The 14,307-nt window shown below is 66.7% G+C and carries 15 protein-coding genes; 9 read left to right on the forward strand and 6 right to left on the reverse strand.

What is annotated here, in order from left to right; genetic code table 11:
* Positions 1–152 precede the first annotated feature (152 nt).
* Positions 153–1,340 (forward strand): pyridoxal phosphate-dependent aminotransferase, encoded by a 1,188-nt coding sequence (locus tag ACWEO2_RS15285; RefSeq protein WP_452405842.1) that lies wholly within the window; start codon positions 153–155, stop codon positions 1,338–1,340.
* Here the strand turns inward: ACWEO2_RS15285 and ACWEO2_RS15290 are convergent.
* Together ACWEO2_RS15290 and ACWEO2_RS15295 are read right to left on the reverse strand one after the other, a co-directional pair.
* The gene (locus tag ACWEO2_RS15290; protein ID WP_354959202.1) at positions 1,337–1,987 is read right to left on the reverse strand and encodes a trimeric intracellular cation channel family protein; all 651 of its coding nucleotides are present in this window, start codon (positions 1,985–1,987) and stop codon (positions 1,337–1,339) included. The two genes, ACWEO2_RS15285 and ACWEO2_RS15290, sit on opposite strands and share 4 nt — an antisense overlap.
* A 215-nt stretch (positions 1,988–2,202) precedes the next feature.
* Positions 2,203–2,847, reverse strand: coding sequence for a LysE family translocator (locus ACWEO2_RS15295; protein ID WP_452405843.1), 645 nt, complete (start codon positions 2,845–2,847; stop codon positions 2,203–2,205).
* Positions 2,848–3,235: 388 nt separating this feature from the next.
* On the opposite strand from ACWEO2_RS15295, the gene ACWEO2_RS15300 reads away from it, so the two are divergent.
* The 4 genes from ACWEO2_RS15300 (at position 3,236) to ACWEO2_RS15315 (ending at position 7,810) form a co-directional block, all read left to right on the forward strand.
* Positions 3,236–4,894 carry a DNA repair helicase XPB gene (locus ACWEO2_RS15300; protein WP_452405844.1) on the forward strand — a complete coding sequence of 553 codons (1,659 nt, stop codon included), beginning with the start codon at positions 3,236–3,238 and terminating at the stop codon, positions 4,892–4,894.
* 108 nt (positions 4,895–5,002) lie between these two features.
* Positions 5,003–5,671 (forward strand): DUF3239 domain-containing protein, encoded by a 669-nt coding sequence (locus ACWEO2_RS15305; RefSeq protein WP_355181896.1) that lies wholly within the window; start codon positions 5,003–5,005, stop codon positions 5,669–5,671.
* 40 nt (positions 5,672–5,711) lie between these two features.
* Positions 5,712–6,347, forward strand: coding sequence for a LysE family translocator (locus tag ACWEO2_RS15310; RefSeq protein ID WP_452405845.1), 636 nt, complete (start codon positions 5,712–5,714; stop codon positions 6,345–6,347).
* A 50-nt stretch (positions 6,348–6,397) separates the two neighbouring features.
* A complete protein-coding gene (locus ACWEO2_RS15315; protein ID WP_452405846.1) occupies positions 6,398–7,810 on the forward strand; it encodes a M1 family metallopeptidase in 1,413 nt (470 codons plus the stop codon).
* Positions 7,811–7,813: 3 nt separating this feature from the next.
* On the opposite strand, the gene ACWEO2_RS15320 is transcribed toward ACWEO2_RS15315, so the two are convergent.
* The gene (locus tag ACWEO2_RS15320; RefSeq protein ID WP_452405847.1) at positions 7,814–8,635 is read right to left on the reverse strand and encodes a hypothetical protein; all 822 of its coding nucleotides are present in this window, start codon (positions 8,633–8,635) and stop codon (positions 7,814–7,816) included.
* A gap of 65 nt (positions 8,636–8,700) precedes the next feature.
* Between ACWEO2_RS15320 and ACWEO2_RS15325 the strand changes: the two genes are divergently transcribed.
* Entirely contained in the window at positions 8,701–8,823 is a 123-nt protein-coding gene (locus ACWEO2_RS15325; RefSeq protein WP_452405848.1) for a hypothetical protein, read from the forward strand.
* 116 nt (positions 8,824–8,939) lie between these two features.
* Positions 8,940–9,467, forward strand: coding sequence for an LppU/SCO3897 family protein (locus tag ACWEO2_RS15330; protein ID WP_452405849.1), 528 nt, complete (start codon positions 8,940–8,942; stop codon positions 9,465–9,467).
* On the opposite strand, the gene ACWEO2_RS15335 is transcribed toward ACWEO2_RS15330, so the two are convergent.
* Complete coding sequence (locus ACWEO2_RS15335; protein ID WP_452405930.1) at positions 9,468–11,741, reverse strand: helicase-associated domain-containing protein; 2,274 nt, start codon at positions 11,739–11,741, stop codon at positions 9,468–9,470.
* Positions 11,742–11,994: 253 nt separating this feature from the next.
* On the opposite strand from ACWEO2_RS15335, the gene ACWEO2_RS15340 reads away from it, so the two are divergent.
* Positions 11,995–12,183, forward strand: coding sequence for a hypothetical protein (locus ACWEO2_RS15340; RefSeq protein ID WP_062988419.1), 189 nt, complete (start codon positions 11,995–11,997; stop codon positions 12,181–12,183).
* A 91-nt stretch (positions 12,184–12,274) separates the two neighbouring features.
* Here ACWEO2_RS15340 and ACWEO2_RS15345 read toward each other — a convergent pair whose 3' ends face one another.
* Both ACWEO2_RS15345 and ACWEO2_RS15350 read right to left on the reverse strand, forming a co-directional pair.
* Complete coding sequence (locus tag ACWEO2_RS15345; protein WP_452405850.1) at positions 12,275–12,898, reverse strand: transglycosylase family protein; 624 nt, start codon at positions 12,896–12,898, stop codon at positions 12,275–12,277.
* Between the two features lie 366 nt (positions 12,899–13,264).
* The gene (locus ACWEO2_RS15350; protein ID WP_355179995.1) at positions 13,265–13,507 is read right to left on the reverse strand and encodes a hypothetical protein; all 243 of its coding nucleotides are present in this window, start codon (positions 13,505–13,507) and stop codon (positions 13,265–13,267) included.
* Positions 13,508–13,704: 197 nt separating this feature from the next.
* On the opposite strand from ACWEO2_RS15350, the gene ACWEO2_RS15355 reads away from it, so the two are divergent.
* Entirely contained in the window at positions 13,705–14,130 is a 426-nt protein-coding gene (locus ACWEO2_RS15355; RefSeq protein WP_452405931.1) for a cold-shock protein, read from the forward strand.
* Positions 14,131–14,307: the final 177 nt, after the last annotated feature.

Below are 14,307 nucleotides of genomic sequence, written 5' to 3' on the forward strand. Positions count from 1 at the left end.
CTTGTGAGCGGTTTGTGAGGTAGAACACGGCGAGGCTAGCCGTCGTGGGGGAAACGCACAACCATGCAGGTGGAAGCCGCAATTCAAAAGTGAAACATAGCCTTTCGCTATCTAACGGCAACAATAGCGACCATTGGGCTACGCTCCGGGGTATGCCCTCGCAACCCGCGACCGTCGCTCGCCTGCGCCCCTTTGCCTCCACGATCTTCGCGGAGATGACCGAATTAGCCGTCCGCCATGAGGCGGTCAATCTGGGGCAGGGCTTTCCGGACACCGATGGACCCGCAGGCATGCTCGAGGTCGCGCGCCAGGCCATCGCCGACGGGTTGAACCAGTACCCGCCGGGGCGCGGCATGCCGATCCTGCGCCGCGCCATCGCCGCCGACCGGGCCCGCCGCTACGGCACCCGATACGACCCGGACACCCAGGTGCTGGTCACCGTCGGGGCGACGGAGGCGATCAGCGCCGCCGTACTCGGTCTGGTGGAACCCGGCCAAGAGGTCGTGCTGATCGAGCCCTTCTACGACTCCTACGCCGCCGCGATCGCCTTGGCCGGGGCCCGACGGCGCACCGCCCACCTCGTCGCCGACGGTGATCGCTTCGTCCTCGACCTGGACAGCCTGCGCGCCGCGATCACACCCGCGACCAGGATGCTGATCGTCAATTCACCGCACAATCCGACCGGCACCGTACTCGACCGCGCCGATCTCACCGCGATCGCCGAAATCGCCTGTGAACACGACCTATTGGTGCTCACCGACGAGGTCTACGAACATCTCGTCTACGACGGCAACGAGCACATCAGCCTCGCCACCCTGCCCGGTATGGCCGATCGCACCGTGGTGGTGTCCAGCGCGGCAAAGACTTTCAGCGTCACCGGCTGGAAAACCGGCTGGGCCTGCGGTCCCGCGGATCTCATCGACGGTGTGCTCGCGGCCAAACAGTTCATGACCTTCGTGGCGGGCGGGCCGTTCCAGCCCGCCGTCGCGCACGCGCTCAACAATGAACTCGGCTGGGTCGCGGGACTACGGGATACGCTGTCGGAGAAGCGCCTGCGCCTCGCCGCCGCGCTGTCGGATACCGGTTTCGGGGTCAAGCAGAGCGCTGGCGGCTACTTCATCTGCGCGGATATCACGCCGCTCGGGGGTACCGACGGTCTGGCGTTCTGCCGGGAACTTCCGGGTCGGCTCGGTGTCGCGGCCGTGCCCATCAGCGTCTTCGCCGACCATGCCGAGGCATGGAAGCACCTGGTGCGCTTCACCTTCTGCAAGCGTGACGAAACCCTGGACGAGGGCGTGCGCCGACTCCGCGCGGGCGTTCGAGTGAACTCGACGACCTAGGCCCGGTCCTGTGGGCGCCGCCGAGCCTGCGGCGCGTGCCAGTCGTAGCGCAGCGCGAGCAGTCGAAATGTGATGGCGCCGAGCGCGGCACCGCCGCCGGTGATCGGGTTGTAGGCATTGAAATGCAGCAGCGTCGCCGTCGCGGCGGCGCCGAAAAGGGCTGGTACCGCATAGATCTGCTCGGGTATCAGCACACTCGGCGTCTGCCCGCCGAGCAGATCCCGGATCACCCCGCCGCCGATTGCGGTGACGAGTCCGAGCAGCGTTGCCGACGGTGCGCCCAGGCCGTGGTTGTAGGCGATCACCGTGCCGGTGACGCAGAACAAGCCGAGCCCGAATGCATCGGTCACCTCCAGCGGTCCGCTGGTCACCCGCGGCGATGGATGCCAGAAGAAGATGACCGCGGCCGCGAGCAGTGCGGTCCACAGATAGCTGAGATCGACGAACGACGCCGGTGGGGTCCGGCCGATCACCAGATCCCGGATCACCCCGCCACCCAGCGCCGTACTGCAGGCCAAGACCACGATCCCGAAGACATCGAACCCCCGCCGCACCGCGAGCAGCGCCCCCGAGGTCGCGAACGCGACAACGCCGAACAACTCCCCGACATGCTGCACGGTGTTGACCGCGGAATCGAAATGCGCCATGCGCACACGATCACATACCCGCCGCACCGGTCGCATCGAGGCCACCGCGCACAACCGCGGCGGCGCCGTGATGTGTGGCGGTGGTTGCATCCGCTGAGTGCCCCGGACTTGTCAGCGCGCCGACGATATGGCCACTCGTGCCCAGCCGATGTGACTCCATCCGCCGGGCGTATCGAGGCGATGCCGGGACAGTTCCGCGCGAAAGCCGGGAGCGTTCATGCGGGCATCGGGCGGGCCCGGTCGGCCGCGACCATTACGGCGATCCCGCCGAGCATCGTGCCCGTGACGTAGCGCTGGATCCGCAGCCACAGCGGGCGACCGGTCAGGAAGGCGGCGATCCCACCCGCCCCGAGCACGATCAGCGCGTCCACCGACAAACCCACCGCGATCTGTACCGACCCGAGGCACAGACTCTGCAACCACACCCGCCCGTGCGCGGGCACCACGAACTGCGGAATCAACGCCATGTACATGATCGCGATCTTCGGATTCAGCAGATTGGTGACCAGACCCATGGTGAACAATCGCCGGGTCGGATCCGCGGGCAGCTCGGTGGGCGCGAAGACCGAGGTCCCACCGGGCCGCACCGCCTGCCAGGCCAGCCACAGCAGATATCCCGCCCCCGCCAATTTCACCGCCATATACAGCCCGGGAACCACCGCGAACACCGCCGTGATCCCGGCCGTGGCCGCCGCCAGATACACCCCGAACCCGGCCGCCACGCCCCCGAGTGACACCAATCCAGCCCGCCGACCTTGGGAAACACTGCGCGAAACCAGATACATCATGTTCGGCCCTGGCGTCAGCACCATCCCCAACGCCGCCGCTGCCACTCCGAGAACCGCCGCAGTTTCGATCATGGCCCCGATCTTGACCCACATCTCCCGCGCTCGTCTCGGTCCAGTCGAGCACCGGTGGCCTGGCGTCCCGGAACAAAACAGCCGTCTCACACGCTGTATGTGCGAGGCCGACGCGAGCTATGCCCGTCGGCATTGGCCCCGCATTCGCCGGGTTGTCGGTGGTGTCGGGAAGAATGGGCCGAAGTCGCACGCGCGATCGGACACGCATGCCGACGCCGTATACGAGGAGACGACGTGACCGAGCGCAGCGAGGGAACCATAGACACAGCACCTCCGGTCGCAGCGGAGCCGAGCATTAGCGAGGCGCAGCCGTGACCGAGCGCAGCGAGGGAACCATAGACACAGCACCGCTGTTCGCAGCGGAGCCGAGTGCTAGCGAGGTGCAGCTGTGACCGATGGTCCGCTGATTGTTCAGAGTGACAAGACGCTGCTGCTCGAGGTCGACCATGAGTTGGCCGGGGTGGCGCGGCAGGCCATTGCGCCGTTCGCGGAGTTGGAGCGGGCACCCGAGCATGTGCACACCTATCGGGTGACACCGCTGGCGCTGTGGAATGCGCGGGCGGCGGGGCATGATGCCGAGCAGGTGGTGGACGCGCTGGTCAGTTACTCGCGATATGCGGTGCCGCAGCCACTGCTGGTCGACATCGTGGACACCATGGCCAGGTACGGCCGGTTGCAGCTGGTGAAGAATCCCGCGCACGGGTTGACGCTGGTCAGTCTGGATCGGGCGGTGCTCGAGGAGGTGCTGCGGCACAAGAAGATAGCCCCGATGCTCGGTGCCCGCGTCGATGAGGACACCGTCGTCGTGCACCCGTCCGAGCGCGGCCGGATCAAGCAGATGCTGCTGAAGATCGGCTGGCCCGCCGAGGATCTGGCGGGTTACGTCGACGGCGAGGCGCATCCGATCGAGCTGGACTACACCGGCGGCCACTGGCATCTACGCGATTATCAGGAGATGGCCGCGGAATCGTTCTGGGCCGGTGGTTCCGGCGTGGTCGTGCTGCCGTGTGGCGCTGGCAAGACGATGGTCGGCGCGGCGGCGATGGCCATGGCGAAGGCCACAACGCTGATCCTGGTCACCAATACCGTGGCCGGACGGCAGTGGCGGCGCGAACTGCTGGCGCGAACCTCGTTGACCGAGGAGGAAATCGGCGAATACTCCGGTGAGCGCAAGGAGATCCGTCCGGTCACCATTGCCACCTATCAGGTGATCACCCGCCGCACCAAGGGCGAGTACAAACACCTCGAACTCTTCGACAGCCGCGACTGGGGCCTGGTCATCTACGACGAGGTGCACCTGCTGCCCGCACCGGTTTTCCGCATGACCGCCGATCTGCAATCGCGGCGCCGGCTCGGTCTCACCGCGACCCTGGTGCGCGAAGACGGCCGCGAGGGCGATGTCTTCTCGCTGATCGGACCGAAGCGCTATGACGCCCCGTGGAAGGATATCGAGGCCCAGGGCTGGATCGCCCCGGCCGACTGTATCGAGGTCCGGGTCACCCTCACCGATGCCGAGCGAATGGCCTACGCCACCGCCGAACCAGAGGAGCGCTATAAGCTCTGCTCGACCGCGCGCACGAAAATCCCTGTGGTGGAATCGATTCTGGCCCATCACAAGGATGCGCCGACCTTGGTCATCGGCGCATATCTCGAGCAATTGGATGAACTCGGCGCCGATCTCAATGCCCCGGTTATTCAGGGTTCGACGAAAACCAAAGAGCGTGAAGAACTTTTCGACGCCTTCCGACGCGGTGAGATTCCGGTGCTCGTGGTGAGCAAGGTCGCGAATTTTTCCATCGATTTACCCGAAGCGTCTGTCGCGGTACAGGTTTCGGGAACCTTCGGTTCGCGCCAGGAAGAAGCGCAACGCCTCGGTCGGTTGTTGCGGCCGAAACACGATGGTGGCCAAGCCCACTTCTATTCGGTCGTCGCGCGTGACACCCTGGATGCCGAATATGCCGCGCACCGACAGCGTTTCCTCGCCGAACAGGGGTACGCCTATCGCATAACGGATGCCGATGACTTGCTGGGACCGCCCATCGGATAAGCGGCGCCCGCGCCTGCGCGCGGGCAAGCGCGGGCGGTCGACGGGCTTCGCCCGGCAGCGTCATTTATGTGGAGGTGTCGGCTCCGATACGTGTGCTAGGAATGAGACGTGCGACGCTTCGAATTCGCGGTGGACCGGCACCACGCCCATGCGGTCAACGAAGTCTTCGCCGACTTGCGTCGACTGCGCGTGATGGCGATCGCGGCCGCCGTCATCGCCGCGACCGGCACCGCATACCTGATCTGGCTGAACCATCCGTGGGCCTATCTGCTGGCCGTCGCGTTCGCGCTCGGTGCGGTGGTCGCGGTGTGGGTGGCGTTCTGGACGCCGCACCGTTCCAGCATCGATAAGCTCTATGCCGACGGCGAGCTGGTCCCCGCGGTCGTCTCGGAGACCCATCCGAGCGGGGTGGTGCTGCTCGCCCTGGTCGACGTCTCGAAACCGGAGACTCCCGAGCCGCGCTGGGCCCTGGTGATCAGGAAGGTGCGCGACCTGCCCGGACACGAGAAGCGCGCGGGCGAGCGGGTGCCATCGGTCGCGGTACGCACCGATCGGGCGCCGCGTCAGGTCGGCGAGCGCTGGCAGTCGGTCAGCGCGATGCCGATCGCCTGGGGCACCCGGGACGGCGCGGTCATCGAGCGGGCCCGCGCGGCCATCAGCGAGGTCGAATGGCGGCTGCTCACCGATAATCTCGCGCTCGCCGACAAGGTTCGGCGCACCTCCGCCAAACGTCTGCTGCTCGACCCGCACCAGTTGCCCGGTGACCTGGGTTCCTGATCATCCGAATTCCCTTGCGCCCGCCCAATAGACTCGGTGGATGGTTCCGGCGTCAAATCTGCTGGCTTTTACTGCCGCATCGATTGTCCTCATCGTCATCCCTGGACCGGGTGTGCTCTTCACCATCGGCCGCGCGCTTGCGCTGGGCCGCCGCGCCGCCCTGGTCTCGGTACTGGGCCATGCGGTGGGCGTTTTCGTCGCGCTGCTGGTGGTCTCGGTCGGGCTCGGCACCTTGCTCGCGGCATCGGCGCTCGCTCTCACCGTGGTGAAGTTCGCGGGTGCGCTGTATCTGATGTACCTCGGTATCCAGGCGATTCGCGAGCGCAAGGCGCTGCGCGAGGCACTGAACGTCAAGGTCGACCCGGCCGATTCGAGGGTGTTCCGGCAGAGCATCGTCGTCGGGCTGACCAATCCCAAGGCGATCGTCTTCTTCTCGGCGGTGCTGCCGCATTTTGCCGATCCGGCGGCGGGTTCGCTGCCATTGCAGTTCCTGATGCTCGGCACCGTCTTCCTGGCTATCGCGCTGGTCTCCGATAGTGCGTGGGGCCTGCTGGCCGCATCGGCGCGCGCCTGGTTCGCGCGTTCACCGCAACGGCTGGAGGCGGTCGGCGGTGCGGGTGGTGCAATGATCTTCGGTCTCGGCGCATCGGTGGCACTCAGCGGTAGCGCCGACTGAGGCGGTTACCATCCACCCAGGTCGGGTGGGCCGGAAGGGGTGGTCATCGAATGAGGTTGTCCGGGTTGTGGTGTGCGGCGGTGGTCGGCGCGCTGGTCGCGGCTCCGGTACCCGTGCACGCCGATCCGGTGGCCCCGAACACCGATCCGGTGGTCGGCGCGGCCGGACAGAACGACCCGTACTATCCGCTGGACGGTAACGGCGGCTACGAGGCCGACCACTACGAGGTCAGCATCGACTACGACCCGCCGAGCCACCAGCTCACCGGCTCCACTCGGATCGACGCCACCGCCACCCAGGCGCTGCGGATGTTCAACCTCGACTTCAACGGCCCCGATGTGCGCATGGTCTCGGTGAACTATCTGCCCGCCGCCTTCGACCGCAACGGCGAGCACGAACTGACCGTGACGCCACTGCTGCCGCTGCTGCCGGGCCTGCCGTTCACCGTGACCGTCGACTACGCGGGCCAGGTCACGGATACCGAGGGCGCGGGCTGGACCTACGCGCCCGATGGCGGCGCCTTCGTCGCGGGCGAGCCGCGTTCGGCGACCTCCTGGTACCCGCTCAATGACACCCCGCTGGACAAGGCCACCTTCACGCTGCACGCATCGGTGCCCGAGGAGTGGGAGGTGGTCTCCACTGGGGTGCGGACGCAGAACACGGTCACCGGTGCGAAGCGCAATGTCACCTGGGAGACACACCAACCGGTGCTCGGCTACCTGACCACCGTCGCCATCGATCACTACAGCTACCTCGAGCAGCGCCGCGCCAATGGCACCCCGCTGATCAGCGCCTTCGCCCCGGACGCGGAGCGCAATCGGGAAACCGAACAGCGCCTGCCCGAAATCCTCGACTTCGCGGAGGCGCTCTACGGGCCCTATCCGTTCGACTCGGCGGGCGGCATCTACGTCGACGCGGACCTGGATTTCTCGCTGGAGACCCAGACCCGCCCCATCTACGCGCCGTGGACCGATCTGCCGACCGTGGTGCACGAAATCGCGCACCAATGGTGGGGCGATTCGGTATCGGTGCGGCAATGGTCCGATATCTGTCTCAACGAATGCTTCGCCAGCTACACCGCGGACTATTTGTGGCCGGAGCGAATGGAAGGCAAAGACGTCGACGCCGAATACCGCAAAACCATTCGGAAAAATCGTGATGAGCCGAAGTTCTGGGATATTCCTCTGGAGAACCCGGGCGTCGGAAATGAATTCACCTCCGTCTACTACCGCGGCCCGCTGTTCCTGCACGCGCTGCGCAAACAGTTGGGCGACGATATATTCTTCGCCGCCGTCCGGCAATTCAATACCGCACACGCCTACGGCAATGCCTCGATGCCGGAATTCCGTACCTTCATGCAGTCGAAATCCCCCACCGATCTGACCGGCTTCTTCGATGCCTGGCTGAACCGCACCACGCCGCCCTCGGACGAGTACCTCTTCCCCGGCACCCTGCGCGATTGAGAACTAGTCGTCGTCGACGCGCTCGCGGGCCCGTTGCACCCAGCGCTCGGCCCGATCGAGTTGCTTCTGCGCCGAACGCAACCCGTCCTGCGCGCCGCGCTCGGCGGTGCGGGCGAACTGCTTCTGCTGTTCGGCGTGTGCCAGTTCCGCGCGCACGGCCGCGATCCGAGATTCACTCTCGGCCAACCGGTTCGCCGCCTGCTCGGCCTCGTCCTGTGCCGTTTCCATTGCGGTGCGGGCGGATTCGAGGGCTACCAGCGCATCGTCGAGGTCCTGGCGCGCGTCGTCCTGCGCCGGTTCTGCCGCGGATTCCGTTGTGTTCGTTGCATCGACGGCTCGCAGCGCGGCCCCGCTCGGTCCGAAGCCTTCGTAACTCGCCGCGGTCGCCAATGTTCCGGTGCGCACCTGCTCGGCCACCTTGTCATCGGCCAGCGCCGCCGTCAGCGTCTGTCCCACCTCGCGCAATACCCCCTCGCCGACCGAATGTCCGCGGTCGGCGGCCAGCGCACCGGCGCGTCTGGCAAGGGCATTGACCACCTGCTGCCGCTGTACGGTCAGCGCGCGCAACTGATCGCCGGACAGTTCGCGCTGTGCCGCGCGCAAGGCCGTGCCCAGCCGCAGCAGTGCCTCGACATCGTCGGGTGCGGCGCGGGCCAGCAGATTCACCGTCCACGCGACTACCGTCGGTTTGCGCAATTTGCCGATGGCGGCGGCGAGTTCCTTATCGCCCGCATCCTTGGCCTCGGCGACGCGTGCCGCCCTGGCGGCGATGAACTCCCCAGGGGCGAGTGCATACAGGTCGACGGCGACCTCCTCGAGCCTCATAATTTTCAAGCGTAACGATCGGGTCGCCCGAAGCGACAGAGTGCACGTACTGGACAAACGTCCATATGTTCGAAATGCGAAAGGCATTGCCAGTGAGCTATTTAGGAATCGTGGTCCTCACCAATCTGATCCCGAAATTCCTCAGCCTCGGGTTGTCGGGGCTGACCGGACTGCACGGGTTGTACTGAGCCGCGTCCCGGGTTGGTCGGTCGTCCGAACTGCTGATGCGGTTCGGACGACCGTGACGGTATCCTCACCGCGTTCACGACTACCGTGAACGCGTTCGGTGAGAGAGGGTTTCACGTTGAAGATCCCAGGAACGAGGCTGCTGGCACGTCTTGTGCTCGCCCTCCTGGCGGTGGGTGCATTGGTGGCCGCGGTGACCGGTTGTTCGGCGCTCGACGATGCAAGTAAGTCCGACACCGCCAAGGCGAAGGTCGGTGACTGCATCAATGTCACCGACAGTTCGTCGACGGCCACCAAATCCGAGCCGGTCGACTGCTCCTCGGCCAAGGCGGTCTACAAGGTATTCCAGACCGCGGACAAGAAGCTCGACTGCGCTGCCGAATACACCACCTACACCGAGGACCTGGTGAGCGGTAGCAAGGCCTACATGTGCCTGGCGCCGAACTTCAAGCAGGGCAGCTGCTACGCCGATGTCGGCACCAACCCGTACAAGTACGTGGACTGCTCCGCATCGGAGGCCACCTTCAAGGTGGTCAAGCGCATCGACGGCCAGGCCGACGAACTGCTGTGCGGTGCCGATGCGACCAGCTTCGTGACCGTCCCGGATCCGAAGGTCACCTTCTGCCTCGGCGCAGCCAAGGGCTGATTATTCGAGCAGCGCGACCGACGCGATCCGGTGCAATGTGAAATGCCGGATCGCGCCGGTCACCGGGTCCAGTGCGTCGAGCTGGCCGTTGCCGACCTTCAGCGGTTCGACCACTCGCTGCGACGCGACGCCCTGGGCGTCGACATAACCGATATTGACCGACCGCCGCACCCGCGCCGCCAGTTGCAGCAGCGCCAGGGTTGCGGCGGTACTGGTTCGGGTGCCATCGGTGCGCACCGCCTCGCCCTTGCGCGCGCCGGCGGCCCGCTCGCTCGCGCGCAGTTCCGCGACGAGCAGTGCCAGCTGTTCGCTGCTCGGCGGCGTCGGGCGATACGGCTGCCTGGCATGCGGGCGGACGGCGATTCGGGCGCCGCGCGGGCGCAGATCCACAATCGTGCCCGCCGAATCCTCGCCGGCCGGGGCGAATCCGGCCGCGCGCAGCCGTTCGAGCAGTTCGCCGAGCGGGGCCTGCGCAATGGCGACGGTGGGTGCGATGCCCCGCAGCGCCAGTTCACTCGCCACCGGCGAGGCCAGCACCTGAGCCAGCAGCGCTGGATCGTCGCTGCGCACGAACGCCTGCGCCATTCCCGCCCGTAGCTGGCCGTGCCTGCGGGCCACGTCATCGATCAGATAGGTCAGCGCCTGGGGGATCGGTGTGCGGGAGTGGGTGGTGAACAGGGTATGCAGTTCGGCCGCCGTCATCCCGGCATCCAGCGCGCGCCGCACCGAGGTATCACTGATCCGGTAAACCGTTGCCGCACCCGCGGATTCGACATCGGCGACGAGGGCGACCCGACTCTGCAATTCGGGGGTCAGCGGTCCGGGCGCGATAACCGTCAGATCCGCCTGGACCAGCACATGATCGACCGGTTCCGGCAGGGCCGATTCCATCGCGGCTTCGGCATCGGATGCGCTGGTCGGCACACCGTGCAGCAGCGCCCTGGCCGGTGAGCCGAGTGCGCCGCGCCCGATGAATCCCAGCGTCGCGGCCTCCTGCAGCGTGTGCTCGACCGCCTCGGAGCGAAAGTGCCTGCGCCACCGCGGTTGTCGCCAGGACAGGATCCGGCCGATATCGGCGGAATGCAGTGCCGCGCCGGTCGGATATTCGGCGAGCAGATTCAGCATGGTGCGCCGGTCGCGCGGTGCGTGCGGGGTGCGCAGTTCGATCGACAGTGCCGCAATCGGTTTGTCGTTGGCATCGCGCATACCGATCATCCACGGCATGCGGTCCAGGTCGAGCCAGGCCAGTGCCAGCGCCACCCAGCGGCGGGCGGGCGGAGCGTCGCGCCAGCCGTCCGCGGCCGGGGTCGGTGCCCAGAAGTCGTCGGTGGAGTCGAATTCCGGTGGCGGGTCCGGCATTCCCTTCTCGACGAGTTTGGCCGCCGCGAGCAGTTCGACGAGCAGTCCGGCGCGCGGTTCGTCGATTCCGGTCTGTTTGGCGATGCGGCGCAATTCCCGCACCCCGAGCCCACCGGCCCGCAAGGCGGGTGCGGGCGCTTGGCCGAGGGCGTCCAGAATGTCGGCGCAGTGCCGGAGCAGTTCGCCCACTTCGCCCGCCGCGACCGCGTTCACCTCGGCGGGGGTGTGTTTCGTCGGTGTCGGATCCGGCGGTTTCAGCGCGTGTGGATGGGTCACCGGCTCCCGGCGCAGCACCTGACCGACGGTGACCGGGAGTTCGACCGTCTCATCGTCGATCCAGTGCAGCAGCCGGCGGGCGAGCAGCTGCTGGATCGGGCGGTCGGCGGGCGTGCCCGGTGCGGCGTCCCTGCTGCGTCCGCGCGGGCCGGTGGCGGCCAGTTTGTCCAGCAGTGCGTGTTCGGCGGCGGAGACCGCCGCGAGGGCGGCCACCACCTCGGGCTCGGTCAGGGCGTCCGGAATCTCGGTGGCGGCGCCGATCGGCCATGGCAGTGCCTCGGCGGCGGTCGGGATCAGATGCAGATCGTCACCGTCGTTCCACACCAGCGCGCGATCGGATAAGCGGGTCAGTGCGGCATCGATCGCCGCGACCCGAACGCGATCTTTCAACTGCGAGCGCAGCGCCTTGCGGCTCATCGGCGTCCCACCCGACCCCGTCGACCGGTGCACCGCAAGGGTTTCCACGATTGCGAACTCCAGCGTGTCGAGATCGTCGGTGGCGCGCAGCACCGACGCGCGCTGCTCGGCGCGTGCCGCGAGCACGGCCATCGAGGAGGGCAGTGGTACGGCCAGATCGGGCCGGAGTTCGAGCAGGGCCACCAGCTGCGCATCGCTACGGGCCGCGAGCCAGCCCGCCAGTGAATCGGTCGCAGGCTCCCCGGGCCTTCTGCCGGTCGTGAGTGCCGCGTGACCTACGTCGCGGGCTTGCGGTCGTGTGCCTGGCACGGCTTTGGGTGTCCCCGACGAGTTACCCATGTGCTCTCGAGATCAGTTGTCGCGTCACAGTCCGAATGTTGCCGATTTTGTCAGCCTAGTGGATGTGGACTACCCGCCGCCGGGCGACAGCGGAGGGCAGAGTGCTCGCGGGTCGCTCGCGTGCCACAATGTGGTCGTGGTGAACAAATCGAAGAAACCCTACGTCGACAATGGCTGGCCCTCGCTGGAGGACGGTGGCCACGCGGTCACCGAACTGTCATCGACTCGTTCCGGTGGGCTTTCGCCGTTCGGCGAGGACACCGAGTTTCCGGTCCCGGCCGATCAGCTGCCGTACATGCACCCGAACACGGTGATCAACCGCTGAGAACCCAGACGGAAAACCCGCGGATACGACGAAGGTCCCCGCATCACCATTGATGCGGGGACCTTCGTCGTACGGTCGGCTCTGTGGCGACTCAGGAGGGCAGCAGGCCCTTGTTCGCCTCGTAGAAGCTCACGACCGCCGGGTCGAGCTGAGTGCCCTTGGCGGCGTTGAAGAAATCGAGGGCTTCCTTCGGGATCTCGACGCCCTGTCCCTGCACGACGGCGACAGCGCGGTCGATCGCATCGAAGACCTGCTGGCTCGGGTCGGCGACGGCCTGCTGCGGGGCGGCCGGGGCCGGGTTCCAGCGCGGGGTCTCGGGGGAAGAGGGGGCGGTGCGCGGGGTGGATGCGCTGCTCAGGCCGAGCGAGGCCGAGCAGCCGGGCCAAGCGCCCCAGCCCTGGCTGGCGAGGACCTTCTCGGCGACCGCGATCTGCTGTTCGCGGCTGGCCTGGTTGGCCGTCGCGGCGTATTCGCCGCCGCCGTGTGCACTCCAGGTGCTCGGGGAGAACTGCAGTCCACCTTGGAAACCGTTGCCGGTGTTGATGCCCCAGTTGCCTCCGGCCTCGCACTGCGCGAGTCGATCCCAGTCCTGATCGGGTGCCGCGCTGGCATTTCCAGCGAATGCAACACCTGCGGTGCCGATGATCGCGCCGGTGACGGCGACCTTGGCTACGGTGCGCCCGGTGGAGGTTGGCTTGCGATGGCGTCCACTCATTGCGGGTTCGTCTGCCTCTCGTACGCATCTGCAAGTGGTCCGGACTGAGAGGTCGTCCGTCCCGCCCTCACCCCTGCTTCCGTTGGGGTCCGGTACCCGCGGGGCGAGGTTCGATGCGGCGGGCCGGTGGTTGCCGGTTGTCCCGGCTGGGTAAGACCGTACGACGATCCGCGCGAAAAATCACTATTTGGTAACCGGCGGGTCCGTGTCGGTCTCGGACCGGTATCGGTTGCGGCGGTGATGCTTCCGTGCAGTTGAGAGACGGTGCGGCCCGGCCGGTGACGGGCGGCTACGGCTCCGTGACCGGTCTGTGATGTGACGAGGATCACATCGATGATTCGGTAACGATTAGCAGGGGTAACCGGTTCACCGCGACCGTCGGCCGGACCACAGCGCGAAGCCGACCGCGCACAGGAAACCGAGCGGCGCCAGCATCGCGGTCAGATACAGCCACAGGGCCGGGTCCGAATCGCTGAAAATCGGCGTCAGAAATATGGCGACGATCGCAAGCAATCCGATCGCGAACAGGCCGAGCGCCACATACAGCAACCAATCGCTTGCACGGCGTGGTGAGCGGCTCGGGGGCGGTGGCGCGGAAGGGTTCGTCACTGCTCGACCGTAAAACTGATGTGCTTGCGTTATTCGCACCGGGGTAGACTCAGTGTCTATCGCGTCCTGCATAGCTGTGGGGCGCGTTCTTTTCGCAAACTGACAGGATCCGTTCGCGTTTCATCGGACGGATCCCGGGCAGACGGATGTGCTCGGGCCGATGGGGCCCGAGTTTCGATGATGAACGGGTGAGCGCAGTGCCGACCGGCAGGGTGAAGTGGTACGACGTCGAAAAGGGCTTCGGCTTCCTTTCCCAGGACGAGGGTGAGGACGTCTACGTCCGTTCGTCCGCGCTGCCGGATGGAGTGGAGGGCCTCAAGCCCGGTCAGCGCGTCGAATTCGGGATGGCCGCGGGCCGCCGTGGGCCGCAGGCGCTGAGCCTCAAGGTGCTCGAATCGCCGCCCTCGGTCCGGCAGGGCCAGGACCGCGATCGCAACGCACACAAGGAACCGGCAGCGCGCAAGCACACGCCGGACGAACTGCACGGGATGGTCGAGGACATGATCACCCTGCTGGAGGCCAAGGTGCAGCCGGATCTGCGCAAGGGCAAGTATCCGGATCGCAAGACCGCACAGCGCATTTCGGAAGTGGTGCGGGCGGTCGCGCGCGAACTCGATCACTGACGTTCGCGGATAACGAATTTCGCGCGCTGCCCGGACACGGGCAGCGCGCGAAGCGTTTCTGCGGGCTTTCGAGTAGTCGCTGCTGACCTTTTCCAGCGACCTGCAGGCGGTCGCTGCTGACCCTTTCGAGCGACTTGCAAGCGGTCGCTGCTGACCCTTTCGAGCGACTTGCAACCG

Source organism: Nocardia sp. NPDC004278, from assembly GCF_053602975.1.